Annotated in this window: 34 protein-coding genes and 5 pseudogenes; 29 read left to right on the forward strand and 10 right to left on the reverse strand. The window is 36.4% G+C overall.

All coding sequences use genetic code 11. The features are described 5' to 3' along the window. Nucleotides 1-161 precede the first annotated feature (161 nt). Nucleotides 162-485: a Zn(II)-responsive metalloregulatory transcriptional repressor CzrA gene (czrA, locus tag M1D94_RS10965; protein ID WP_003231284.1), complete on the forward strand. Its 324-nt coding sequence runs from the start codon at nucleotides 162-164 to the stop codon at nucleotides 483-485. Between the two features lie 26 nt (nucleotides 486-511). Here czrA and csk22 read toward each other — a convergent pair whose 3' ends face one another. Continuing rightward, complete coding sequence (gene csk22, locus M1D94_RS10970) at nucleotides 512-1,057, reverse strand: mother cell-specific sporulation protein Csk22 (RefSeq protein ID WP_015714089.1); 546 nt, start codon at nucleotides 1,055-1,057, stop codon at nucleotides 512-514. 204 nt (nucleotides 1,058-1,261) lie between these two features. Here csk22 and M1D94_RS10975 point away from each other — a divergent pair, with 204 nt between their 5' ends. From M1D94_RS10975 to csaA, 7 genes are all read left to right on the forward strand, one after another. Next, a complete protein-coding gene (locus tag M1D94_RS10975; protein ID WP_124048198.1) occupies nucleotides 1,262-2,200 on the forward strand; it encodes a helix-turn-helix transcriptional regulator in 939 nt (312 codons plus the stop codon). Nucleotides 2,201-2,253: 53 nt separating this feature from the next. Next, nucleotides 2,254-2,736: a GyrI-like domain-containing protein gene (locus M1D94_RS10980; protein ID WP_014480008.1), complete on the forward strand. Its 483-nt coding sequence runs from the start codon at nucleotides 2,254-2,256 to the stop codon at nucleotides 2,734-2,736. Between the two features lie 75 nt (nucleotides 2,737-2,811). Next, nucleotides 2,812-3,513 (forward strand): MBL fold metallo-hydrolase, encoded by a 702-nt coding sequence (locus M1D94_RS10985; protein WP_015714087.1) that lies wholly within the window; start codon nucleotides 2,812-2,814, stop codon nucleotides 3,511-3,513. 5 nt (nucleotides 3,514-3,518) lie between these two features. Then, a complete protein-coding gene (locus M1D94_RS10990) occupies nucleotides 3,519-4,094 on the forward strand; it encodes a TetR/AcrR family transcriptional regulator (RefSeq protein WP_015714086.1) in 576 nt (191 codons plus the stop codon). Nucleotides 4,095-4,171: 77 nt separating this feature from the next. Next, nucleotides 4,172-4,912 carry a GNAT family N-acetyltransferase gene (locus M1D94_RS10995; RefSeq protein ID WP_041849922.1) on the forward strand — a complete coding sequence of 247 codons (741 nt, stop codon included), beginning with the start codon at nucleotides 4,172-4,174 and terminating at the stop codon, nucleotides 4,910-4,912. Between the two features lie 14 nt (nucleotides 4,913-4,926). After that, entirely contained in the window at nucleotides 4,927-5,652 is a 726-nt protein-coding gene (locus M1D94_RS11000; protein ID WP_456270249.1) for a helix-turn-helix domain-containing protein, read from the forward strand. A gap of 64 nt (nucleotides 5,653-5,716) precedes the next feature. Beyond that, nucleotides 5,717-6,049, forward strand: a complete 333-nt coding sequence (csaA, locus tag M1D94_RS11005) for a chaperone CsaA (RefSeq protein ID WP_014480003.1) — start codon at nucleotides 5,717-5,719, stop codon at nucleotides 6,047-6,049. Between the two features lie 249 nt (nucleotides 6,050-6,298). Here the strand turns inward: csaA and M1D94_RS11010 are convergent, their stop codons facing one another. Beyond that, a complete protein-coding gene (locus M1D94_RS11010) occupies nucleotides 6,299-7,735 on the reverse strand; it encodes a flavin monoamine oxidase family protein (RefSeq protein WP_139020905.1) in 1,437 nt (478 codons plus the stop codon). Between the two features lie 127 nt (nucleotides 7,736-7,862). On the opposite strand from M1D94_RS11010, the gene M1D94_RS11015 reads away from it, so the two are divergent. The 4 genes and pseudogenes from M1D94_RS11015 to M1D94_RS11030 all read left to right on the forward strand — a co-directional run bounded on the left by M1D94_RS11015 (nucleotide 7,863) and on the right by M1D94_RS11030 (nucleotide 9,266). Then, nucleotides 7,863-8,375 carry an SMI1/KNR4 family protein gene (locus M1D94_RS11015; RefSeq protein ID WP_139020903.1) on the forward strand — a complete coding sequence of 171 codons (513 nt, stop codon included), beginning with the start codon at nucleotides 7,863-7,865 and terminating at the stop codon, nucleotides 8,373-8,375. A gap of 145 nt (nucleotides 8,376-8,520) precedes the next feature. After that, nucleotides 8,521-8,676, forward strand: a pseudogene (locus M1D94_RS11020) (T7SS effector LXG polymorphic toxin); the annotation flags it as partial. Further along, nucleotides 8,674-8,843, forward strand: a pseudogene (locus tag M1D94_RS11025) (hypothetical protein); the annotation flags it as partial. The pseudogenes M1D94_RS11020 and M1D94_RS11025, both read left to right, overlap by 3 nt. A 222-nt stretch (nucleotides 8,844-9,065) precedes the next feature. Next, nucleotides 9,066-9,266, forward strand: coding sequence for a hypothetical protein (locus M1D94_RS11030; protein WP_021481449.1), 201 nt, complete (start codon nucleotides 9,066-9,068; stop codon nucleotides 9,264-9,266). Between the two features lie 153 nt (nucleotides 9,267-9,419). Here M1D94_RS11030 and M1D94_RS11035 read toward each other — a convergent pair whose 3' ends face one another. From M1D94_RS11035 to M1D94_RS11060, 6 genes and pseudogenes are all read right to left on the reverse strand, one after another. Continuing rightward, nucleotides 9,420-9,563, reverse strand: coding sequence for a hypothetical protein (locus tag M1D94_RS11035; protein WP_021481448.1), 144 nt, complete (start codon nucleotides 9,561-9,563; stop codon nucleotides 9,420-9,422). Continuing rightward, nucleotides 9,553-10,683 carry a response regulator aspartate phosphatase gene (locus M1D94_RS11040; protein ID WP_021481447.1) on the reverse strand — a complete coding sequence of 377 codons (1,131 nt, stop codon included), beginning with the start codon at nucleotides 10,681-10,683 and terminating at the stop codon, nucleotides 9,553-9,555. The genes M1D94_RS11035 and M1D94_RS11040 overlap by 11 nt, the downstream gene beginning before the upstream one ends. A gap of 84 nt (nucleotides 10,684-10,767) precedes the next feature. After that, the gene (locus M1D94_RS11045) at nucleotides 10,768-10,890 is read right to left on the reverse strand and encodes a phage holin (protein WP_250620812.1); all 123 of its coding nucleotides are present in this window, start codon (nucleotides 10,888-10,890) and stop codon (nucleotides 10,768-10,770) included. An 871-nt stretch (nucleotides 10,891-11,761) separates the two neighbouring features. Continuing rightward, nucleotides 11,762-12,136: a YoqO family protein gene (locus M1D94_RS11050; protein WP_021481445.1), complete on the reverse strand. Its 375-nt coding sequence runs from the start codon at nucleotides 12,134-12,136 to the stop codon at nucleotides 11,762-11,764. 253 nt (nucleotides 12,137-12,389) lie between these two features. Then, nucleotides 12,390-12,669 (reverse strand): annotated as a pseudogene (locus M1D94_RS11055) (SOS response-associated peptidase family protein); the annotation flags it as partial. A 144-nt stretch (nucleotides 12,670-12,813) separates the two neighbouring features. After that, entirely contained in the window at nucleotides 12,814-13,179 is a 366-nt protein-coding gene (locus M1D94_RS11060; RefSeq protein ID WP_021481443.1) for a hypothetical protein, read from the reverse strand. Nucleotides 13,180-13,692: 513 nt separating this feature from the next. On the opposite strand from M1D94_RS11060, the gene M1D94_RS11065 reads away from it, so the two are divergent. The 9 genes and pseudogenes from M1D94_RS11065 to M1D94_RS11105 all read left to right on the forward strand — a co-directional run bounded on the left by M1D94_RS11065 (nucleotide 13,693) and on the right by M1D94_RS11105 (nucleotide 18,053). After that, nucleotides 13,693-14,247: a hypothetical protein gene (locus tag M1D94_RS11065; protein ID WP_101502347.1), complete on the forward strand. Its 555-nt coding sequence runs from the start codon at nucleotides 13,693-13,695 to the stop codon at nucleotides 14,245-14,247. 334 nt (nucleotides 14,248-14,581) lie between these two features. Further along, nucleotides 14,582-14,755 carry a hypothetical protein gene (locus M1D94_RS11070; protein ID WP_164971710.1) on the forward strand — a complete coding sequence of 58 codons (174 nt, stop codon included), beginning with the start codon at nucleotides 14,582-14,584 and terminating at the stop codon, nucleotides 14,753-14,755. An 83-nt stretch (nucleotides 14,756-14,838) separates the two neighbouring features. After that, complete coding sequence (locus M1D94_RS11075) at nucleotides 14,839-15,222, forward strand: UPF0715 family protein (RefSeq protein ID WP_101502483.1); 384 nt, start codon at nucleotides 14,839-14,841, stop codon at nucleotides 15,220-15,222. A gap of 91 nt (nucleotides 15,223-15,313) precedes the next feature. Further along, nucleotides 15,314-15,751, forward strand: coding sequence for a hypothetical protein (locus M1D94_RS11080; RefSeq protein ID WP_101502346.1), 438 nt, complete (start codon nucleotides 15,314-15,316; stop codon nucleotides 15,749-15,751). A 92-nt stretch (nucleotides 15,752-15,843) separates the two neighbouring features. Beyond that, a pseudogene (locus M1D94_RS11085) lies at nucleotides 15,844-16,070 on the forward strand (helix-turn-helix domain-containing protein). A 173-nt stretch (nucleotides 16,071-16,243) separates the two neighbouring features. After that, nucleotides 16,244-16,885: a DUF3885 domain-containing protein gene (locus tag M1D94_RS11090; protein WP_085187557.1), complete on the forward strand. Its 642-nt coding sequence runs from the start codon at nucleotides 16,244-16,246 to the stop codon at nucleotides 16,883-16,885. Between the two features lie 118 nt (nucleotides 16,886-17,003). Further along, complete coding sequence (locus tag M1D94_RS11095) at nucleotides 17,004-17,357, forward strand: hypothetical protein (RefSeq protein WP_072176398.1); 354 nt, start codon at nucleotides 17,004-17,006, stop codon at nucleotides 17,355-17,357. 37 nt (nucleotides 17,358-17,394) lie between these two features. Continuing rightward, nucleotides 17,395-17,616: a hypothetical protein gene (locus M1D94_RS11100; protein ID WP_116315615.1), complete on the forward strand. Its 222-nt coding sequence runs from the start codon at nucleotides 17,395-17,397 to the stop codon at nucleotides 17,614-17,616. A 44-nt stretch (nucleotides 17,617-17,660) separates the two neighbouring features. Beyond that, complete coding sequence (locus M1D94_RS11105) at nucleotides 17,661-18,053, forward strand: UPF0715 family protein (RefSeq protein ID WP_072176394.1); 393 nt, start codon at nucleotides 17,661-17,663, stop codon at nucleotides 18,051-18,053. A 9-nt stretch (nucleotides 18,054-18,062) separates the two neighbouring features. Here the strand turns inward: M1D94_RS11105 and M1D94_RS11110 are convergent, their stop codons facing one another. Both M1D94_RS11110 and M1D94_RS11115 read right to left on the reverse strand, forming a co-directional pair. Then, a complete protein-coding gene (locus tag M1D94_RS11110) occupies nucleotides 18,063-18,293 on the reverse strand; it encodes a hypothetical protein (protein WP_424935090.1) in 231 nt (76 codons plus the stop codon). Between the two features lie 111 nt (nucleotides 18,294-18,404). Continuing rightward, nucleotides 18,405-18,584: a hypothetical protein gene (locus M1D94_RS11115; RefSeq protein WP_003231000.1), complete on the reverse strand. Its 180-nt coding sequence runs from the start codon at nucleotides 18,582-18,584 to the stop codon at nucleotides 18,405-18,407. Between the two features lie 69 nt (nucleotides 18,585-18,653). Between M1D94_RS11115 and M1D94_RS11120 the strand changes: the two genes are divergently transcribed. From M1D94_RS11120 to M1D94_RS11155, 8 genes and pseudogenes are all read left to right on the forward strand, one after another. Then, nucleotides 18,654-18,905, forward strand: coding sequence for a hypothetical protein (locus M1D94_RS11120; RefSeq protein ID WP_072176392.1), 252 nt, complete (start codon nucleotides 18,654-18,656; stop codon nucleotides 18,903-18,905). 3 nt (nucleotides 18,906-18,908) lie between these two features. After that, nucleotides 18,909-19,131 (forward strand): annotated as a pseudogene (locus M1D94_RS11125) (hypothetical protein). Between the two features lie 10 nt (nucleotides 19,132-19,141). After that, a complete protein-coding gene (locus tag M1D94_RS11130; protein ID WP_072176391.1) occupies nucleotides 19,142-19,273 on the forward strand; it encodes a hypothetical protein in 132 nt (43 codons plus the stop codon). A 16-nt stretch (nucleotides 19,274-19,289) separates the two neighbouring features. Beyond that, nucleotides 19,290-19,604, forward strand: a complete 315-nt coding sequence (locus tag M1D94_RS11135; protein WP_043857646.1) for a hypothetical protein — start codon at nucleotides 19,290-19,292, stop codon at nucleotides 19,602-19,604. A 272-nt stretch (nucleotides 19,605-19,876) separates the two neighbouring features. Then, nucleotides 19,877-20,209 carry an HIT domain-containing protein gene (locus tag M1D94_RS11140; protein ID WP_080375754.1) on the forward strand — a complete coding sequence of 111 codons (333 nt, stop codon included), beginning with the start codon at nucleotides 19,877-19,879 and terminating at the stop codon, nucleotides 20,207-20,209. A gap of 81 nt (nucleotides 20,210-20,290) precedes the next feature. Beyond that, nucleotides 20,291-21,397, forward strand: coding sequence for a DUF5677 domain-containing protein (locus M1D94_RS11145; protein WP_072176390.1), 1,107 nt, complete (start codon nucleotides 20,291-20,293; stop codon nucleotides 21,395-21,397). A gap of 68 nt (nucleotides 21,398-21,465) precedes the next feature. After that, nucleotides 21,466-21,735 carry a DNA-binding protein gene (locus M1D94_RS11150; RefSeq protein WP_072176397.1) on the forward strand — a complete coding sequence of 90 codons (270 nt, stop codon included), beginning with the start codon at nucleotides 21,466-21,468 and terminating at the stop codon, nucleotides 21,733-21,735. A gap of 319 nt (nucleotides 21,736-22,054) precedes the next feature. After that, nucleotides 22,055-22,294 (forward strand): TM2 domain-containing protein, encoded by a 240-nt coding sequence (locus tag M1D94_RS11155; protein ID WP_014477028.1) that lies wholly within the window; start codon nucleotides 22,055-22,057, stop codon nucleotides 22,292-22,294. Nucleotides 22,295-22,607 lie beyond the last annotated feature (313 nt).

Genomic DNA, 22,607 nt, shown 5'->3' on the forward strand with positions numbered 1-22,607 from the left:
CCTTTTTTATTATGACATAAGACGGTATATCAGACCAAGTAAAAACCTGATTTGAAACATAAATTTAAACTATGAGATTGAAATGGAATACAAGCAGGCTGGTTTGCACTCAAGCGCATTTGTTATAAGATAAAACTATGAATAAAGAAAGGTGATACCATATGACTGAATTTAGAGAAACGGAACAATCGGCTGCTGATCTGGACGAGGAGACGCTGTTTCTAGTCGCGCAAACATTCAAAGCGCTTTCTGATCCTACCCGAATCAGAATTCTCCATTTATTGTCCCAGGGTGAGCATGCAGTAAACGGAATTGCAGAAAAGCTGAATTTACTGCAATCCACCGTGTCCCACCAACTTAGATTTTTAAAAAATCTCCGGCTTGTCAAATCGCGCAGAGAAGGAACATCGATTTATTACTCTCCCGAGGATGAACATGTTTTAGATGTTCTTCAGCAAATGATCCATCATACACAGCATGATTGAAAAAGACATCCTTGCTTAACTCGCTGCTAGCGGGCAAGGATGTCTTTTTCTTTATTGTGTCCGTGCTGTTCGAGTTCGTTTCTGCTGAGCTTGATGACAAAAGAAGAAAAACCGATATAATAAACGGCTATCAGAAAACAGACGCCAATTGTCAGAGGGTCCGTTCCGATTGACTGACTGTATGATCCAAGGCGGTTTAGATCAGGTGAGGTAAGATAAAGCTCCGTCACTCGATACAGAAATCTTGATAGAAATAAAGTTAAGAGAATCACCTCTACCCAAATATGAGTCCGAAAATAGATCTTTCCTCTGCGTTTTTCAAAGGAGATGTTTTTCTTAGCGAAAAAGACAAGGAGCCATCCGCCAAGAATGCCCAAAATGAGATATCCATATAAAAAAGGGTGAATGGCGCTGAAGATTGAAAGGCCAAAAGCAAACAGCGAGAAAAGAATGATACGGGTGAACAGCCAGCGGGGCTTCAGCGGCTGGTATCCGATGGACCTTTTAATTTTTTTATACAGAAAAAAGATGATGATCATGGCAGGATAAACGCTCTGAAGTGTAAGATGCATGATGTGAAATCCCCTCCGTTGAGAAGTGTATGCTTATCCGGTCAGAAATAGTAGCTGAAATAAATACTGAACACAAAAAGAAGGGGAAACCCCTGTTTTCATAGCATATGCAAGGTGTATTCCGCCGCATAATAGATATGCCCAAGCTTTATCAAAATGTTATGATTGTTTTGTTGGAAAATACAAGAAGAAAAGGTGCGCAGAATGAAACTGGAACGTTTGTTAGCGATGGTTGTGTTATTGATCAGCAAAAAACAAGTGCAGGCTGCAGAGCTTGCTGAGCTGTTTGAAGTATCTGTCAGAACAATTTACCGTGATATTGAGACAATCAATAGGGCTGGTATTCCGATTGTGACCTCACAGGGTTCCGGGGGCGGAATTGGCATCATGGAAACGTATCGGCTTGAAAGAGAGTGGCTGAAGGAGGAGGAATTGTTTGCAATTGCTTCCGCTTTGCAGAGCGTTTCATCTATGTATGAACCCGTTTCTCACAGCACAGCCTATCAAAAAATCAAACACCTTATACCTGAGCAATCTGCTCAAGCATTTAAGCACCAAACAGAAAAATGGTTTATTGACATGACGGCTTGGGGCCATACTGAGGATCAAAAGACGCTTCGTGAGAAAATCAGCGCCGCCATCGATCGGTTGTCAACGATATCTTTTACATATACAAGCGCAAGCGGGGAAACTCTTCTTCGTGAAACTGAACCTTATACATTGGTTTGCAAGGCGGGGCACTGGTATTTATACGCTTATTGCTTGGTGAGAAATGATTTTCGCTTTTTTAAACTAAACCGGATGAAAGATCTGGCCATCTTACATCAGACCTTTATCAGAAAAGACATTCAGCTGGACACTTTGCCATGGGATAAGAATTGGTACCAGAAGGGCCGTTTAACTGAATTGGTTATTCTTGTTCAGCCGGCAGCACGTCAGCGTATAGGTGAATGGTTCGGATATGATGTCCTTCACTGTGAGGAAGATGAAATCTGCCGGGCAGTGATTTCACTTCCAGAAGATCAATGGCTGATCGGTTTTTTGCTCCAGTTCGGAAAGGATATTGAGGTTCTGCAGCCTCTTCATATACGGGATAAAGTAAAAGAAACCATTCATCACATGCAAAAAATATATGAAACCTGACACACTGCTGTCAGGTTTCTTTGTCTATAATCTTAAAAAAAGGAGGAGATCGTATGGGCTTTTCACATATAACACACTTAGACCGGAAACGATTTGCCGGACTGTCACAACGGACAAGCAACGCACTGGAAATGACGGAAGAAAGGAGGATTCCGGCACTGTGGGATCAATTCTGGAAGCAGGATATGAGCGCTCTTTTATCACAGGCTGAAAAAGACAAGAGCATTATTGCCTTATATTCGAATTATGAACAAGAGACGAATGGGTTTTATACGTTTTCAGTCGGAACGTTTCAGGAATACGACGACATTCTTCCGGGACCATATGAAAACATTGATTTGCCGGCTTCCGCTTACGCCGTTTTCACTTCCAGAATCGGTCCTATTGAAGAGATTGTGCTTGAAACGTGGAAGGAAATTTGGACTTGGGATAAGCGGCATCTGCGCACGTTTACAGGTGATTTTGAGATGTATGATCAAAGTGCCGCAGTGCCACAGCGAGCACAAGTTAACATTTATGTAGCGATAAAAAAATAATAAACTCTTGAAAAACTAATGGTGTTAGTTAATAATAAAACTAACGCCATTAGTTTTTGTTAGGAGGGTAAAAAGATGAGAATTACTCAGTACCAAACGGTTTGGCAGCTGACTTTTTTTCCAGCATTGTTTCCGGTTAATTGCTATTTAGTAGAGGAAGAAAACGAAGTCACCCTTATTGATGCCGCACTGCCAGGCAGCTATAAAGGGATTATTCAAGCTGTGAATCAGCTTGGAAAACCGCTTCAGCATATTTTACTGACTCATGCACATGGGGACCATGTCGGATCACTGGATACATTGGCACAAACATTTCCGCATGCAAAGGTCATGATCTCGGAACGGGATTCATTCTTGCTCCAAGGTGACACATCCTTGCGGCAAGATGAGCCGCAGACGCCTATAAAAGGAGGTATTCCGAAACACATACAAACAAAGCCTCACCAACTGCTGACGGGCGGTGAAACAATTGGTTCCCTGCTTGCCATTCCAACACCGGGCCATACACCGGGCAGCATGTCATTTCTTGATACAAGAAACGGCACTTTAATAGCAGGAGATGCGCTCCAGTTACGCGGAGGAATCGCTGTATCAGGTCAGATAAAATGGGCGTTTCCTTTTCCCGCCTTCGCTACATGGAATAAGGAGGAGGCCATCAAAAGCGCACAATTGCTCGCCGATAAGGCGCCTACCTGTCTCGCTGTCGGACATGGAAAATTCCTGCGATCACCTTCAGAGCGGATGAGACAGGCGATCCAAAAAGCAAAGAAAGGATGATGAGCATGTCACCGAGAATAGGTTTGACCCAAAAAATGATTGTAGACGCTGCAGCGGAGATTGCCGATCAGGAAGGGGTAAATGGTGTCTCACTTGCCGCACTTTCTAAAAAAATGAATGTGCGCCCCCCGTCATTGTATAATCATATCAACGGGCTGCAAGCGATCAGAGCAGAACTTGCTGTCAGAGGACTGACAAAGCTTTTTGATCAAATGGCGGACTCCGTAACCGAACGAAAGGGAGATTCCGCTATGCTTTCTTTAGCTCATGCATATGTTGATTTTGCAATTGAAAATCCCGGATATTATGAAGCGGCTCTGCTTAAGGTTCAGGACAAACGGACGGAAATCGTCTCTGACCAAATTGTCTGTCTTGTGACGAAGCTGCTCATTGAAAACGGCTATGCAAGTGAAAAGACTGCCATTCATGCGACAAGGGGGCTCAGAAGCCTGCTGCATGGCTTTACTGTTTTAATCGCAAAAGAAGCATTTGAACGTGAGGAGGACATTTTAGAAAGCCTGTCATTTTCAATTCGGACATTTTTGTCAGGATTATTAATAAACAATAAAAATATTATGTAAACAAATAAATGGATGTCTTATATTTCTGAATATTGTATAATATCAAGGGAGTATACATAGGGGAGAGGCATTATGCAATGGATGACATTCACAAGATTGAACGGTTAGCGGCAGCTTCATGGCCGGCTTATTTTCAAAAAAGCATAGGGCAATGGCTTCTCAGAGCGAATTTTGGCGTAACCAAAAGGGCAAATAGCGTATGGACTTCTGCGGATATGCCTGAAGGGAATTTTCAGCTAGAGGCCGAACTTTTTTATCAAAGTTTAGGCTTACCTGTTTGTTTTCATATTAGCAACGCATCACCGAAAGGGCTTGATGACGCTTTGGCAGACAGCCGTTATGAAAAGGTAGACGAGTGCTTCCAGATGACAGCGTTGTGCCGGTCAATTATGAGCCGAACAAATGACAACAGCCGATTTACATACAAGTGGGAACAAGAGCCATCATCTGTTTGGATAGATGAATTTATTCAATTAGAAGGGTTTTCACCCGAGCGTCACAAAGGTTACAAACACATTTTCGAACGCATGCCGCCGTGTAAAACTTTTTTCAAGATGTATGACAAAGAAAGCCTGACAGCGCTTGGCACGGTTTCTGTCATTGATGGTTATGGCGGACTTAGTAATATCGTTGTAGCTGAGGAGCACAGAGGAAAAGGGGCAGGAACCCAAGTGATCAGGGTGTTGACTGAAGCAAAAAACAACGGAGCGGAACGCATGTTTTTACAAGTGATGAAAGAAAATCTGGCGGCAGTTTCTTTATATGAAAAGATCGGATTTTCGCCTATATCGGAACACCATTACCGGATTAAAAGCTGACCAAAGGAAGGGGGTTGCTGATGGATTCGCTTCAAGAGATGATTTGCGAAAAACGGACATACACACGCCTTTATCATTCACATAAGCACGCATACAGCCAATTTCTTTTTCCGCTTGAAGGGAGTATTGATCTTGAGACTGAAGAGCGCCAGGTGAAATTAAAGCCAGATCATTTTTTATATATTCCGCCGGAGTGTGAGCATCGTTTCCGTTCTATCGGAAGAAATGAATGTCTTGTACTGGATGTTCCGCTTCATGCAATGAAAATTGATGAGTATCGTGCAGGATCGGGAATTGAAGCTGCACTCGATCCTTTCTGGTCTTCGATCAGGTACTTGCTGACAGAGGAAGCAAAGGCCGGAACAGCCAACTCGCTTCATATGATAGTACAATACATAAAAGAAAAGCTTCAATCCCATAACTATGCCTCAATTGCATACATTCACAGCCATTTATTTGAGCGGCTGACGATTAAGAAGCTGGCAGAAATCGAGCATTATCACCCAGCTTACTATTCAAGCTGGTTCAAAAAACAGACAGGGAAGTCCCCGCAGAACTATATTGCCGACCTTCGCCTTGAGGAAGCAAAACGAATGCTGATGGAGAGAAATGTAACCCTTACCGTCGTGAGCGAGGCGCTGGGCTTTCAAAACCTTTCTTCTTTTACAAGATGGTTCACGAAAAGCACAGGAATGCCGCCCCGCCTGTATCGAAACACCTTATATTCAGATAAAAAATAATGGCTATTTGGTTAAACAAATCTTGAATATCTCCTTTACAATAGGAGAAAAAGGAGTTATTGATATGGCAGTCATTGAAGACTTTGAGAAATTGGATATCAGAACGGGAACAATTGTAAAAGCGGAAGAATTTCCTGAAGCAAGAGTACCGGCAATCAAGCTTGTGATAGATTTTGGGACTGAAATCGGCATAAAACAATCGAGCGCACAAATCACGAAGCGTTACAAGCCGGAAGGTCTCATCAACAAGCAAGTCATAGCAGTCGTGAACTTTCCGCCCCGCCGAATCGCCGGATTTAAATCGGAAGTCTTGGTCCTCGGTGGCATACCCGGCCAGGGCGACGTCGTCCTTTTGCAGCCGGATCAGCCTGTCCCAAACGGCACAAAAATCGGATAACGCAAAAAAAGACGTTTGCCTAAGGCAAACGTCTTTTGCGTATTGAGGCGATGCACCACACGCCACATTCGTGTGTGCCGTAAAGGCATGTACATCGGCTTACACAATTCAGCTCATCGCTATATGAATATAGCATGGAGGGCGAAGGAATGCAAGGATTACTTTGTTTTTGTGATTGAATTTGTCCGTCTAATCAAGATCTTATTATATGAAATGTAATAATCTTTTAGTACAGAAGGTGAGCATGATCTAAGGTAAGCGATTGACCTCATAAGCAACACGTATTCCAGATTCAATCGCGCCTTGCATCCACGCATGAGTGAGTGAGGCGTGTTCTCCGGCGAAATGAACTCTGCCCTCAGGGACAGGAATATAGGGATACAGCTCTAATTCTTGTCCTGGTTCGAAAGCTGTAAAACCTCCCGCAGAATACGGGTACTGGCTCCAGCTAAAAGAAGTGCCAGACACAAATTCAGACCACACAATATCACCATAGATTTCAGATAAATTCAGTAAAGTATACTGGATTCGCTCTCCTTCTGAAAGACTGTCCCATATCAGTGCCTCATCAGCCCAAGTATAACTTGCCAGAATGACGGCATGTCCATTTGCTCCAATATTTCTGCTTGGATAATACGAAAAACGAATCGGTAGATCAGTAATAGATTTGCCGCCGCGCTGCCCGGCTTTTTCCCAAAATCGGCTTTTAAACTCTATGCCGATTTTTGTTGCACTGATATAGTTTAGCTCACGGATTGCCCTTCGTTTATAGTACGAGAATGAATGGTATGGTTCGACTTTTACAAATCGCAATGTTGAAAAAGGAATGGTTACAATAGCGAGATCAGCTGTGAATGATGTGAATTCTGCCGTTTGTTGATGCTGACAATGGATCGTAACACTATTTTCCCCCTGAGACATTTTCATCATTTTTTGATGGTATAGAATGTTTGTTTTTAATTGAGGAAGAAACGCGTGAGGCAGCAGATCCATGCCGCCAGTTATCTCATAGAAGTGAGCGGGCGATGAAAAAAAGATAGATTCCCGCAATACTTCAACAAGGGACATCCCCATATACGCTTCCATATCCAAAAGTACACCAATCATATCGATCGCGCCATATGAAAAATACGTGTTTAAAAAAGAGCTTAACGAATGATTTTTGTATTGTTCTTCGACAATCCGCCAATTTCTCGCTGGATTTTGATTGATAAAATTTAGAATAGGCTGCAGTAAAGAAAGCATCAGCTCTTCAGACGTTTTCCCTTGTTCATTTGGTGCAACTGGGTATCTCAATATTCCAGGAGCTCGTTCAAAAACTTGGAGACGTGTTTTGATTCCATTTGCATAAATGATGTCCATCGGGGTTCTGTTGATAAATACATTTGTTGGCAATTTGAATTTTTTTATATATTCTAAGGTTAACGAATGGTTATTCGGTATGCGCATCGGGCCAGCGTTAAAATACAAATCATCACTAAAGGGAGCTCTCAAAGTGCAGACACGGCCGCCCGCTCTGCCGCTCGCTTCGAGAATCGTTACTCTGTGACCGGCATTTTTCAGCAATGATGCTGATACAAGCCCGGACAATCCAGCTCCTACAACAAGAATATGCTTTGGATGCTGGGATGCGCTAAGGCCATTTCTAATGATCTTTACCATGTCATCATTCATTAGAGAATTCAATTTTTAGAGGCACCTCTTTTTAGAATTTATTGCATTATATTCACTGAAAAGAGCACCTATCACGATCTGTTCACATCTTTTGGAATTTGAAAGGTTATTGTTAAAAGGAAATAAAGGGGTGATGTATGTGACTAACTTTGTTCATAAGACTGTAAATGGCTTGAAAAGTCTTTTAGACGAAAAAGGAGCCATTCAATTGTTTTGTTCTGAAGGAGATATCATGGAGTTCCTTGTTACATTTTCACAGGACAAAGCAACCCTTAATGACATTCAAAGCCTTGAAGCTAAACATCAGATTACCCTTCCAGAAGATTATCAGAAGTTCATGACACTGCATAACGGCGCGAAATTTTTTGAGATTCTTTCTCATGGGGAGAATATAGGTGGAGGACTTCAGCTATTTAGCCTTGAAGAGATTGAAGAGGAGTTAAAATATGAGGATTTGTTTGAAGATATCAATGGTATTCCAATTGGCTACTTATTGGAAGAATGCCATTTAATGATCGATAAAGATAAAGTGAACCAAGGTGATCCCAACTATCTCTATATATTTGAAAGTGGTTTAGAATATAATCCATTAAATGTAAACGTTGAAATATTTTTAGACCGGTATATATTGGCCAATGGAGAACCTTTTTGAGATTGGCGCTACTATACCGCAGAAAATTATTATAGAACAAGATAGTGTGTGATGTATAAGACAGTCATTTGGGCTGTCTTTTTCTGTTATTCAAATAGATTACTGTGGTAAAATTTACATAGAGTAGTCTAGGAAGGAGAATGATATGAAGGTATTTGAGGCTGATTCATTACTCTTTGAGGCCGATAAAAGAACCAAAGAGTATAAGGAACTAAGGTCGCAAATGGTGAAGCTTAAAAAAGCGTTTAAGTCTGTAGCTGACCTAGATGACACCGAGTTTTCCGGTAAGGGTGCAGACAACAAAGCTGGTCGAACAATCAGCCTGGGTATTGGATACAGTAAAGATGATCTTGGTGGTGGATTTCACCGAGCCAAAACAATTCGAAAGCGATTCTTAGAGCAGTTTCTTATACATCTGCTGGTACTGCGCTTCACAGAGCAGGGCTGACTGGTGGACATAAATCATAAAGTTAAGATGATAAAACTACAATGTTAATTTGCTTATTTTAATAGAGAAACATAACGTATTCTGCCACCATACACTATGGTTTTACTAGACACAGAGGACATCTTTTCTTATACCATTAGACACAGTATAAGCTTACTTATTTTTACTTAAACAGTTGGAAATGGTTTTTTCATCTGAGTAATAAAACCTACTTTTCTCATAAATAAACGAGGTGAAAATCAATGAATGGGATAGAATTTTTAGAATCTGTGTCACAACTGGGACAAATTATTTTATTGTTCTCCGGCTACGCCTTTTATTGGAGATTGAGTAAAATAAAAAGAGAACGAAGACTTACAAAATATGAAACTTTTCTTAGGTTCTTCGTAATGTTCGGCATATTAGCATGGGGGCTTTCGTTTCTTGCTTTGCATATGTGGTAACAAACTTTCCATTAAAATTTTATTTTGAAGACAAAAGACCACACTGACTGTATTTCGTAGTGCGGTCTTTTTAGTTTAATTAGCTAATGATTAATCAAGAGTTGACAAATTAGTAGCACCCATTGCTCAGTAATGGTTCTAATGGATTAAATATTAAACAATAAACTTGGTCGGTTGAATAGAAGTAATATTCCTTTTAGCTTCATGGAACTCTTTGTCATTCGAGGATGAAAAGCCACTAAAAATTGCTAATCCAACGACAACTGACAAGGTGGCTAATGCAAGTTTAAATTTCATATAAACACTCTCCTCTTTGTATTTGGATTCGGGCATCCACCATGACGTCAAAAAAGGTGGTTGAGTTTTCAAATTGCCCTATCTCCTTACAATAATTAGCCGTGTCGAGTGCTAATTCCTCTAAATCTGGATACATTACATTATCTTTAAGTACAGAAAAAGTTCGGAAAACTGTGCGTTTATCTATAGAGTCGATATATAAAGCCTTTAAGTAATTAAACTCAGCAACTAAGACATCATCGTTAATGGCTTGTGCTTTCTCGATTCCTTTTTTATAAAGTATAAAGGCTTTTTCAATATTCTTCATTTTAAAGTAAATTTGTGTAAGTGTAAATAACGTGTGAGGGAGAAGATCACTTTTATCGTTTTCGTACAGTGAAACTGCTTGTTCAATATATTCAGCAGCTTTGTCATACTCTTTCATCTTATAATAACAATTTCCCAAATTATATAATGATGCCCCAATTAGTTTGTGCTTGTTTATAGCTTTAGAATCTTTTAGGGCTCTTTGAAGATGCGGAACTGCTTTTTCATGACTTTCCAGATCATCAAAGTTGCCTGCTACAACAAATGCACATTGTATTCGGCGAACAGTATAAGTTTTTTGGTCTTTATAAATGTTAAGTGCTGCTTCAGCATAGTGCATTGATACATGGGTTTGTTTCATGTGATAATACACTTCAGCCATTTTGAAATAAAACTCAGCTCGTTCAATTTCGTCTGTTACTAAAGCGAGCTTTTTCTCAGCAATTTTATATGACCTTATTGCTTTTATATAATCCTTCTTATCAAATTCGTACATTCCTCTAAAGAAATTGCAGTAATATTCCAGGACACCTTTAAGCTTTGTTTGACTGCTTTCGATCTTTTCTAATAAGTCTGAAATTTTAGGGCGTTCTTCATTCAATGACTTAGGTTCAAGGTAATCCAGCATTAGCTGATGACGAAAACACATTAGAGAATAATACAACAATAAGTCTTGATCTTCCTTCATATGTTTTATTTCTTCTTCAACTTCTGCTTTTAATATCTCAGCATCTGGAACGGCGAACATCCGTATGTATTTATACCACTCATTGATTTTAACTCCAACCGTGGATGACGGAATTAATTGCTCCATTGAAATCCCTCCCTCTATGTATCAAATAGACTAAATATGTAATATTTTATCATATTTAAGTGTTTAAGGAAGATTAATATTTTCTTAAAAAGCGAAAAAAATACCCTCTTCAAGAGAAGGGCAGGGGTTTTTTCTCGGTGAATCATAATCCATTGCTTTTTTACTATCAGAAATACCTTGAGTTGTTGAGTCAACAATGATACCCATTGCAGTTTAAAAAGTTAGAAGTGCATTAAATTTCTCTGTTAAATCGTCACCAAATACAGTCAAGTCGTATAACGTACACGAATAAAATGCTTATCGTAAAAATTTAAAATGAGTTAAAAAAGACAGTAAACATAAGGATTTTTGAAACTTTAATTAGTGAATAGGGGGTAAACGTTAAAACGTAAGCGGGAGTAGGGAAAAGTGGTTGTTTTAAGGAGATATTGATAAAAAGGGAAAATTTTCAGAAGGAAAAACGTTGATAATATAGGCTTTTACGATAGCGATTACGATGTGAAATAGGGCGATTTAAAGTGAAATTAGGAAAATGAAAATTTGGATAGGGTGTGGAAATGGAAGTGCTATGAGTACATTTGTTCTTGCTTTTGAGTTATTTGGATGTTAATAGACCCCCACATATTGGTAGTTAAATCTCTATATAATAAGTCTTATACCTGCATTTCAGTTACATATAATGGGTTATGTCCGAATGCTTTATGGATATATACAAAAGTGAAAATCAAGAACATTTTTAAAAAAAGCAGAATAATTTCTGGCTTGAAATGGGATAGATAACTCTGTTTTTGATCGTTATCGTAACAGGAAAAATTAATACGAACACTTATTATAGCCTTAATAAGCAAAATGTTCTGAGTGAAGTACTACATATATTCAATCTTGTCTTTTTAATGGAAATGGAGCATCCATCGTTTTTTTATTTGGCCATATTTTGATCCCTTAATGATCTCGACTGATTAATCCTTATATGCAATATAAGATTTGGCCAAGTAATTGTTATTACTCAGCGGTAACAGAAGAGAAGGAATTAGGGAAAGCATGTGATTTCATACATAAGAGACCACAAGGCAAAAAGTTAAGACTCTTTACCATGAGGTGTTTTCCTTAACCAATTCGCAATAAGTTTCATTAAATTTACTGCAATAGATACCAAAACAATGATCAAAGCGATCTCAAGTAAGATGATAAGTCCAATATTTAAGTCAAGCCTATCAAAGTAATCACCGCTAAAGGAAATGAGTTGATAAATACCTAGCATTAGAGCTATAAAGATTGCTCCTAAAACAATTAGAGATTTTTTAGAGAAATCCTTAGCATGTTCAAAATTATAAATTATTAGAAATACAAATAGACAAGCCATAGCAATCTCATGAGTCAACGAACCGCTTGCTGAAAATCCTTGCACAATTAAGGAAGCAATTAATCCAATTATTCCGATTATTTTTTTCAAGGTATCACCTGCTTTGTATGATCCTAGGTGCCAGCTTACCAATTAAAGGGGAATTTCTCAAGACCATGTACTTTAAAGTTAACTTAAAATCGAGATTTTAAACAGATAGGAGGAAATGAATGAATCAAGATATTCAGTTTTTAAAAGAACTTCAGCAAAAGTTGAAATATCAAGACAGCGACGGTCAAGCTTCACCGCGTTTCTGGACGGTGGGTGACTATGAGTGGGTGGAAGCTCGGGAAGAAAATGCAGAACGGTATTCTGTATACCTGCCAGCGGGTATGATACAACGTTTGCTGACAAGTGGCTTTCGAAAGCTTGGTTTCTCGGCCAGTGTTTCGGCACGAGCATTAATCATCTTGTATCCGATCTTTTCATCTTTAGCCCAAGGAGGGATAAGGCCCCATCTAAGCTTGCCCAGACGGTTATTGGAGGTGAAATTCACCTTCAGGTAAGAATTGATCTATGTTGAATTGCTTGATGATGTCATTGTACAAGCTTGATACACGAAAAACAAAAAGGAGGGATGTGATGCAGCAAACAGTTGAGGTTAAAGAAGTTGAAGTGTTGGTCAGGGGAATATGGAGAAAGAATAATCAATGATATTAATACTTAAACAGTCTTCTGATAGTCTTTACAATAATAAGAAAGCCCCCATACCGGGGGCTTGAAGCGGCCTAATAACCATTAAATCCCTTGATTTCAAAGTTTTCTGTATCGAGATTTAGGCTATTCAATTGCTTTAACAAAACCTCAAATTTTAAGCAGTCACCGTTTCTTAATTCTTCTGGAATATCTTCAGGATTTGCAATTTTCATTCCATTCTCAATCCACTGTTTTCGGTATAACTGAATTGCAGCGTCAATTAAATAATCTGGAGTTACAATAAAACCTAAGCTTACTTCATGATCTTCACTGTAGCCGTATTCAAAATCGCAACAAGGACAGATTTCAAATGTTTTTTGATATTCACCATCATTGTTTAATGGGTTTTCACTTAATCCTTTATATCCGCAAATTAAACATGTATATAATTTAGTCATAGCAATCCCTCTTTAATATATTTATAGTTCCTATTGATTTTTATAATAATTATAACTAAAAATGTTGGGGGGCGTGCAAGCGGGCAAAAAATGACCTTTTCTCATGAAGCTTTTATTATATTAAAATTATTAAAGAAACTATGAAGTGGCTAGCATCCGCAATGGTCGGAAGAGGGAAAGGAACAAAGGACATTAAGTTTTGAATAAACAGCAGTTTAAAGAGAAGGGAGGTTAACTAAGCCTGAAGAAATATTGGATAACCTTCAATTCTCAGACCGTGGGGAAGGTCACGAAACTTGTGTGTTTACTGTAATATTGATTTTATCCAGGATATAACAGGGAACATTGAATTATAAATAGAAAGGAGAGATTAAATTTTCCTCAAAATAGACATTCGTCCTTTTGTTTTATTCTGTTTCTTGATTACGGATACCCCTTTTACTTTGCTATAATACAACTCAAAGGTTGTAGATACAAATTATCGATAGTGGTGTATTAACAGGGGGAATGAATATGGTAAACAAAGTATTACGCAAAATAGACGGAGCAACAATCTTCTTTGTCTTGGTTTTAATTTTTGATCTAACTGTTTTCTTATTGTCTTTTGATGATTATTACTTAAGCTTTTTTGTACAAACAAATTATATTTTCCCTATACTACTTACTTTAGCCGGTTTTTTTGTGTTAGCTTGGAGGTTTAAAATTCGACAATTATATGTAACTTGCATAACAATTCCACTGATACTTTCAGTTGCGTGGTTTGCGTTAACTGGTGATTCATACGATACCATTTCTTCGCCAACTAAAAATGTAACAATAACTATAGAACATAATAATGCCACCTTAGGGGAAACGAATCATTTTTACGATTTTTATGTTCATGTTCCTAGTTTATACCCTGGTTTAATGAAAAAAGTGAATAAGGACACCATACGTATTATGACTCGAAATATCGAGGATAAAGACGACCTTAGTGTATTAGGAGTAGGTAATGTCGAATGGATAAATAACAAAATAATTTTCCATTCAGCATATGAAAAGGCAATTGAGGTTGATTTACAGTATTAGTCTAAGTTGAAGCAATCTTTTTTGTGTAATATTTGTATAATAAAGGAAATCTTGATACTCTTAAACATTAAATTTGATAATTCTATATTTAAATTACATGCAGCGTTTACTACTAATTTGGATCTTTAAACTGATTATGATATCCAGATGGATTTGCTCATGATGAGTAAATCGATACTCAAAACAGCTGGCTTTAAAATTTCTTAATCCAGGATACATACATTAGAGATGAAGATAACAACTCAGTTTATTGCCGTTATTGCTTTGGAGAAACTAAGTAAATATTTGTCATAAGAAATTCTGATCTATATTGGCTCTTATTTGGGAGGAAAGTATGTCAATTTTAACAATAATTGAAATCGTGTTAGTGGCAACTATATTAGGATTATTTGCTTTGACATTTAAAAAAGAAAAAAATGCTGATGAAGATGTGTTTAATTATGCCAGATATATGATTTATTTGCTTGTAGCTGAAGTTGCAATGTTTGTGATATTTCAAATAATTTAAGTTAAAACATGGATTTTAAAGTGATTTTAAGGAGGCGTCTAGACAATGTTGAAGAAGCTTTTAACATGAAAGGGGTTATAAACATGCAACTTTTAAGGATCTTTATTGTTCATGTCTTGTCTGCGTTATCAGCTGCTGTTGTTTATGTTTTGGGCATTGATTATGATGGCTACATTCCATACTTCTTAATAAGTGTTATTCTCTTTATCTTCTATTTAATCTTTGCTGCACCTGTTCAATATTTCTTGAATCGCAATCCAAAAAGGTTTAGCCTGAAATATTTGCTTACATACATATTCTTTTCCTTCTTAGTGTGGTTAATCTTTGCTATAACTACTGACCCAAAAACCACAATAGACTTTCTAATGGGATATGAAATTTACTTATTTAGCATTTCATTTGCTGTAATCTTTTGGATCTGGGATTCAGTTTTTCTGCAAAACAAGGCAAAGAAAGCAGCTAAGTAAGAACGTCATAAAATTTCTTCCTTATTAAGAAAAAAGACCGTCCTTTAATTACCAATTTATATTATAATTGGAATAAAAGGGGGGAGAGGGAATGAAAAAATTAATCGTTCTGACTATGATTTGCCTTGGCTTTATGTCGAGTTTTAGTATTCCAAATGCCGAGGCAAAGCTTACATTAGAGTACAAAAATGTTAACTTTCACATGAGTGAGGATTCAGAAAGTTTTTCTATGGCAGATTATTTTGATCGTGATTATGACCGTACTTGGCTATTTTACAAATTCACAATTCGCAATGCTGAAGGTTGTACTCTAAATATGAAAATCAGCAGAATTACTCTTGCTGGCTGGGTATTCCCACGTAGTGAGAAAGAATTTACCGGAAATTATTTAGATTATACTGCTGCAGACCGAGTAGAGGGAGATGCTAATCGTAATCACGTGTTAGAGATTACAAAGAATCCAGGTTGTGGAGATGTTTGGATAAACGGTATTTATGGATTTGAACATGAAGAGCCTGATGAGTATTAAATTCAGCGAGGCCAAGGAGAAAAAAGCCTTGGCCATTATTATTTAGTTAATGATCATTTTAAGTGATCAGAAATAAACTAAGAGGTGAGAACGTGATTAAATCAAATTTAAAGCCCTTATTAGACGAGAGGAAGATCAGCATCAGGCAGCTATCCAGAGAAATTAATCATGAGTATCCGACTGTCAGAAAGCTATACAGAGATGAAATGGAGCGGTATCCAAGAGAGCTGTTAGATAAAGTCTGTACATATTTAAACATCGAGCTGCATGAGTTATTGATTTTCCAAAAAATCATAACCATATCGAACACTCAGGATGAAAATGGTATACTAAAGTTATAAGGTTAGGAAAGAATTACAAGTTTTCTAGGTCTAAATAAAATCGTACTTTTATCCAAAAGGGTATTTTGTTATTTAAATAAAATGATTTGTTGTTTCATAATTGTTATCTAAAAGGAAAAAGATTCGATTAACCGAAAGTGAGAATGTGTGAATGAATTTAATGGGGTATATGGAGGAAAGGTTTCCAAGACTCGAATTAATTCCTAGCATCTATAATCAGTGGAGCATAGGAATCCATTTCTATCTCGGGGGAAATATTTACCAACTCAAAGAGAATGAAGAATTGAATCTTAAGAGATTTCGGTTTGTATATGAGCAAATCTCAACCATTTTCAATCAATTATTTGAACAAAACGATGACATATTCCTTGTGACGAATATGTATAAGCACAAAACCAATGACAAATTTATAAAAAAATTGAAGGTGTACCAACCGTTTCTAAAGTGTAAAAATTATTTAAATCAAATTCAAGTAAAGACATATTCCTACCCGTTTGAGATAGATGAAGCTGAAGAATACGAGATGCAACAATTTTCCTTGTTATGCAAACCTCGAGACTTACATGTAGCTGAACTACTTAAAGCAGCCAGTAATGAAGATTTTCCATTGAAACCGAGATTCGGGGGTTACTCTATTGATTACCCTGATGTTTTCTTTGTGAACATTACAAAAGACATTATTTTCTTTATCTATGATGACCGAGGATGTGAAGTCATAGCTCTTGATTTCAAACGAATACGTCCACTTAATGAAAAATATCACAACTGGGTAGAAGAATATAAATACATATAAATACATATAATACTCTTTCTAAAACGATTTATACCAGGAAAGGCAGAATTAGATTATGAGGGCACTACATACAAGATTTAAACGGTTATTGAAACTAAGAAACTTAGAATTTTTTCAGTTGGTCTTAAGTGATGATGAGAGATCTGCATTTTTATTAGTACTTGAGGAAAGATTAGAGGATTTTGATTCTCAAGGTGGTAACCATATTAGTGTTTATTTAGTTACTCACTTTGAGTTATCTGATCAATCATATAAAGATGTACTAAGCTTTAATGATGATCTTTTGGATATGAAGCATAATTGTTCGTATTCAATGGATATTCTAAGCGTTAAAGAGGAATTTGATTTCGATTTTCCATTTGATATGCTTGCAATTAAAAGATATGTACAAGAATTAATAAATATGTTAGCGATTAATCTAACTTTACCTGAAATGAAAGAAAGAGATTTTGACAAACTTTCTCAAGACTAAATAAAACTACGATTTTAAAGAGAAGCAGGGGGCAATAATGTTAAAAATGATTACTGTTTGGTATAAGTATTACGATGATAATGACCCTAAGTTAAACCATATTGAAGACGGCTGGTCAAAGAATGAGTACCCAAAACCAATTAAATCATCGTTTGCAAATCAAGAGGCTTGGAGAAAAAGCGAGTGGGAGAGAAAATATGCATATCTTGATGAAAAATCTAGAGTAGTTGATGCGACTAAGGCTATTTGGCTTAAGTAAAGTTTTGTATTAATAAGGTTTTTTGAAGACAGGAGGATAGACTTTTGCTACCTAATAGATTGTTAAACAGTTATGTTTATACTCTAATTATCTCTAGTTTATCATTTGGTTTAATCTTTGGTCTGTATATGTTTGCTTACTCTGGTTTTATGGCATTCGCATTAGTCACTATTGGCATCATAGGAGTTTATGCTTTAATCACTTACTTGGTATTTGCTGTCCCTTTGCAAGTGTGGCTTAGAAGAAGGCCCAGAAAATTCAGTTTGAACAATTTTTTAATTTATATTGCAGTAGCCTTTTTAGCTGTGTTTTTGTTCTGGACTGTTGATTATCCGCCAAATGCTCTTACTGTATTCAGAAGCTTAAATTATTACATTATGAGTATTGTTGCAGGTCTTATTTATTGGTTTTGGGACTCCATATTCCTACGAAATTAACACATTAAATTAAATTATGAATTTCACACCGTTTACAACAAGTAAGAAGGCTTCTGATCCAAACAGTAAATATCCGGACAGTTTTTGTTTGCTTAATATCGCTTCAACTCCGACTAATGATAAAAGGGCGGCAACAAATAATTGCACAACAATCAACAATAATTCATTTTGATTGAACAATGAGTATACGCACAAGACTAATGCAATGCAAGAAACCGAAATTTTTGCAACTTTTAGCAAGGTATCACTCCTTATGCGGTCATGAATTAACCTTAACACGATTACGCGTCTTAATCCGAGAGCATAAAGAATCAAGATAAAAGAAGTGTTTTAAACAAAAAGCGCATTAAACTAAATGCTCTTTTTCATACCGCATCGCCGACATTCACGCAAGAATATTCCACTCTTCACAGAGCTTTTGAACAAAGTGTAATCACAATTGTCGCAGCGGCCATATTTTACATCAGGATACTCTTTGTAATCATAAACGATTGAAGTGTCATATCCATTAGTTTCGTATTTCTCTTCCACAAGATCACCTACATAATTTATTCACATACTCAAGAATACCAAATTTCGTTCGATATAGGGAGGGAACAAATGATTGGATTAGGTTATTTTTTAATAATCTGGCTTGGAGTTGGATTATTGACTGGCATTAAGTTTATTTTTGTTGATCAGGTCTATGATGAAGAGTTTAAAGAACTCATGGATAAAGAAACAGCAGCGGGCATGGAAAGGAATTTGGCCAGCCTGTTTTTCAAAGATAAGCTTAATGTTATTGCTTTTTTCATGTTAATTGGTTTGCTGCCATTAGCAATGAGGATTACAAAATTATTTAAAAGAGGTTGATTTATGCCTTTGCTTGATTATTTTTATGTACTGCAGTTTGAAAACAAGGAATACTTCAAATCATTTAAGTTAGATGAGGACGGTTATTTAACATCTAGCGACCTCCACGGCGCTTCTAAATTGCAAACAATGTATGAAGTCATTGAGGTAGCCAGTGAACTCAAAACAAAGTGCAATGTGCAATGTGCAATGTGAGGTAAGGGAAATCCAAGTCGTAAAGCGTTAGGAGTGTTCAGATGTATTGGATAGAGTGGATTGAAAATGGAGAAAAGAAAAGCATTGTTGCAGAAGGTTGGATTGAAGGGGCTGTTATACTTGAAGACTTGTATCAGAAGCGGTTTGATTATGTTGATTGGAAGCGGCTTTGAAAAGGGGTGAAATGCAATTAAAAATTTAGTTTTATTGTCCAGCTTTTTAGGAATTGTGCTATCAATTATAGGGCAATTATTTGGAGTCCTAACAGATTTCTTTATTCCAGGTATTGCAAGGCTTATGGGGGTTTTAGCTGGCCTCCTAGTATTACTTTGCTTGAAGTCCAGAAACACAGAAATGCAGACATTTATAGTGAGCTCAAGTACTGCATTAGGAATAATAGGTGCAGGAGTTTTATATCTTCCAGCGGCTATTGTCAATATCTTAATTGGGTTCAAACTAAACAAAAAGTTAAAAGAAGAAAACAATAATAAAAAGCAGATCTGAATAGACTGCTTTTTGTTTAGTGTGACCGTGGAAAATTGTAGTATAATAGTAATAAAATAATCATTTTATTTAGACATTATTTCTTAAAGGAGTAAGCTTATGGATTTACTTAATTAGACTTACATTATATCTACAATTATAGGAGCTGCTGGGTTCATTAGTTTATTGTGGTTCTCTTATTTTAATGATAAAGGTGAAATATAAAGCAGAGCATTGGGTTAATCTGTATATTGATTATGATGATCCAAAGCTAAAAAGTAAGGGGGGGATTAATGATGACAGAAGACTTTTATTGCGGTGAAGTATTAAGCGGAAAAACAAAAGTAAATAAAGTTTTAGAAACCGAGAATGTATTGGCGTATCATCATACAAGACCTTTTTGGCCGGTGCATATTGTTGCTATTCCTAAAAAACATATCTCTTCTTTAATCACTTTGGAAGAAGACGACAACGAACTTTTACTCGAGTTGATGGGTGTGATTAAAAAGGTTGCAGCGAAGGTGACAAAAGAAAGTGGTTCTTGCAGGGTGCTTACAAACTTAGGAGATTATCAGGACTCAAAGCATCTGCATTGGCATATAGCTTCAGGAGATCCATTGAGATAAAAGAATCCTTTTATATAAAATATACCTAATGAGTAAGGTAAATTACAATACAAGAAACTTTTGATCTCGGGGTGGAAAAATATGGATACTTATCAAAAGATGCTCGATGAAGCAATAATGAAAATTTTAAAAGAAGAGGCTGAAGCAGGAAAGGAATTAGATAAAGAAAAACTAAACAAAAGAATTATTGATCTTACTAAAGAGGCCCCATCAAGTATTTCTAAACATGTATATGAAAGTTTAAAAGCCGATATGGCTAGAATGTATTCTGAAGAAGAAGACATTGCAAAAGAATTTAAATCACGTTTACACCAACGTTGGTATGAAGGATTTTTAATATTACAAGGTATTATTAAGGTCTGTGAAGAAATATCAATAGATTTGCTTGATAAGCATTATGAAAAAGAGCATGTTGATGAAAAAAGCAAACTGATTTTAAGTGTTCTTTTTAAATTGCATTCTAAAAGTATACAAGCCGGTAAAGAAGTTTTAGTTTTGTTAAAATCAGGTTATTCAGATGGTGCTATGGCTAGGTGGAGGAGTCTACATGAATTAAATGTTATTTTCAAAACCTTATCCTATAAATTTAAGGATATAGAATTTACTCATGATTTGGTAAGTAGATTTCTTGATTATAGTGAAATAGAAAGAATTAAAGAAATCTATACATATAAAAAAGCAACTAATGTTCTTAATTTAAATCCAATTTCACAAGAAGAAGAAAAAGAATATAAAGCAAAAAAAGAAAGTATTTTAAAGAAATACGGTAAAGAATTTGAAAAACCAAATAATTGGGCTAGACCTTTGTTTTCTAATATAAATAACAAACCTCTATATTTTTCAGATTTTGAAAAACTGGTGGGGATAGATCGATTAACTCCCTACTATAAGCAAGCCAATTATCAAATTCACGCTAGCCCAAAAGGAATATTTCAAAGTCTTTCTATGGTATCTACTGTGAATCAACAATCCTTTTATCTTTTTGGAGGATCAAACTATGGTTTATCTTTACCTGGACAACTTACAGGTATTTCATTAAGTCAGATTACTACAAGTCTTGTTTTATTAGAACCTAACCTTGATAGTCTAGTCATAGCAACAACATTACAAAAAATGGTAGATGAATGCATTTCAACTCTTAATGAGATACAAGAACAACTAACAAGAGAAGAAAATGAAAATTTTTAACAGGTTACAAATAAAATAATTGTTTTATTCTGATTAAATTAGTGGGAAGGGTGTTCACTTTGGATCTTATGTGGATAGGAATTGGTTTGGCTGCATTGGGATACTTTATTAGCGATGGTTTGAAAAACTTCAAAAATCCTAAAGGAAGTTATTCAGACTATCCAACTTTAATTAAGGAGTCGGATCTTCATTATCACCTTGGTTTAAGTAAAGCAGAAGTCAAAGAATTGCTGGAAAAATTCCCGGGTGCTCCAAAATTAGAATTAAAAGGAACAGTCTATTATCCTTACCAGCAATTATTGCAGTGGATGTCATCGATTGATTATACAAATAGTTAAAGATTTAAGGAGAATTGTATTATGACTACAGATCATTTAACCAAAGAGCGCCTTAAGAATCTGGAAAAAGAAAAAGAGGTATTTAAGATAGGTTTCTCGCCTAACTGTTCCATGGTTAATTAGTGCGATTTCTTAATTGATGTAACCTTTGGTCATACATTTTGAATAACGAACCCGAATACTATCTATTGAGCTTTCGTTTCTCAATAAAATAAAAAATCTCAACAGAAGTTCAAAAATTCCCCCGATTTCTGGTGGAAATGCATTATAATATGAAAGCATTACTTTAAAAATGGTAGCAATGAACTAGGAGGAAGTCATGGTAAGCAAGAAGAACAAAATTGTAGCGGCATTATTAGCATTTTTCTTCGGGGGTCTGGGAATACATAAGTTTTATTTGGGAAGAGTAGGACAAGGTATTCTATATATTTTGTTTTGCTGGACTGGTATCCCGTCTATTATCGCATTTATTGAATTCATTATTTTTCTTTGTGGAAGCGAAGAAGCGTTTGATCAAAAGTACAATTTTTATTACTTCCAGCAGCAATCTAAAGCTTAATTTTAAAGAGGGAAATACAGTCCCTCTTTAAATAAAAAAAGAAAGTTAAAGAAATTTATTTTGAATTGGAGGTTCGGTTACATTCCACAGTTACCCTGATTGTCAATTCTTATTTTTCTTTTTCAGAGCCCTTTCAAATAACAATCTCGCAACTCTTTGTAAAACTGATCTAAGCTATCATCCTCAAATTTTTGGTCAATAATTCTAATTGAGCAGTTCTTTCTTAGTATAACCTTAATTGTTTTCTTCTTCAGTTCTTCATATTCTTCATAAATTTGCTTCCCTTCATTAGACAAGAGGCAGCTACAATAAT

It is taken from the genome of Bacillus sp. JZ109, from assembly GCF_053903135.1.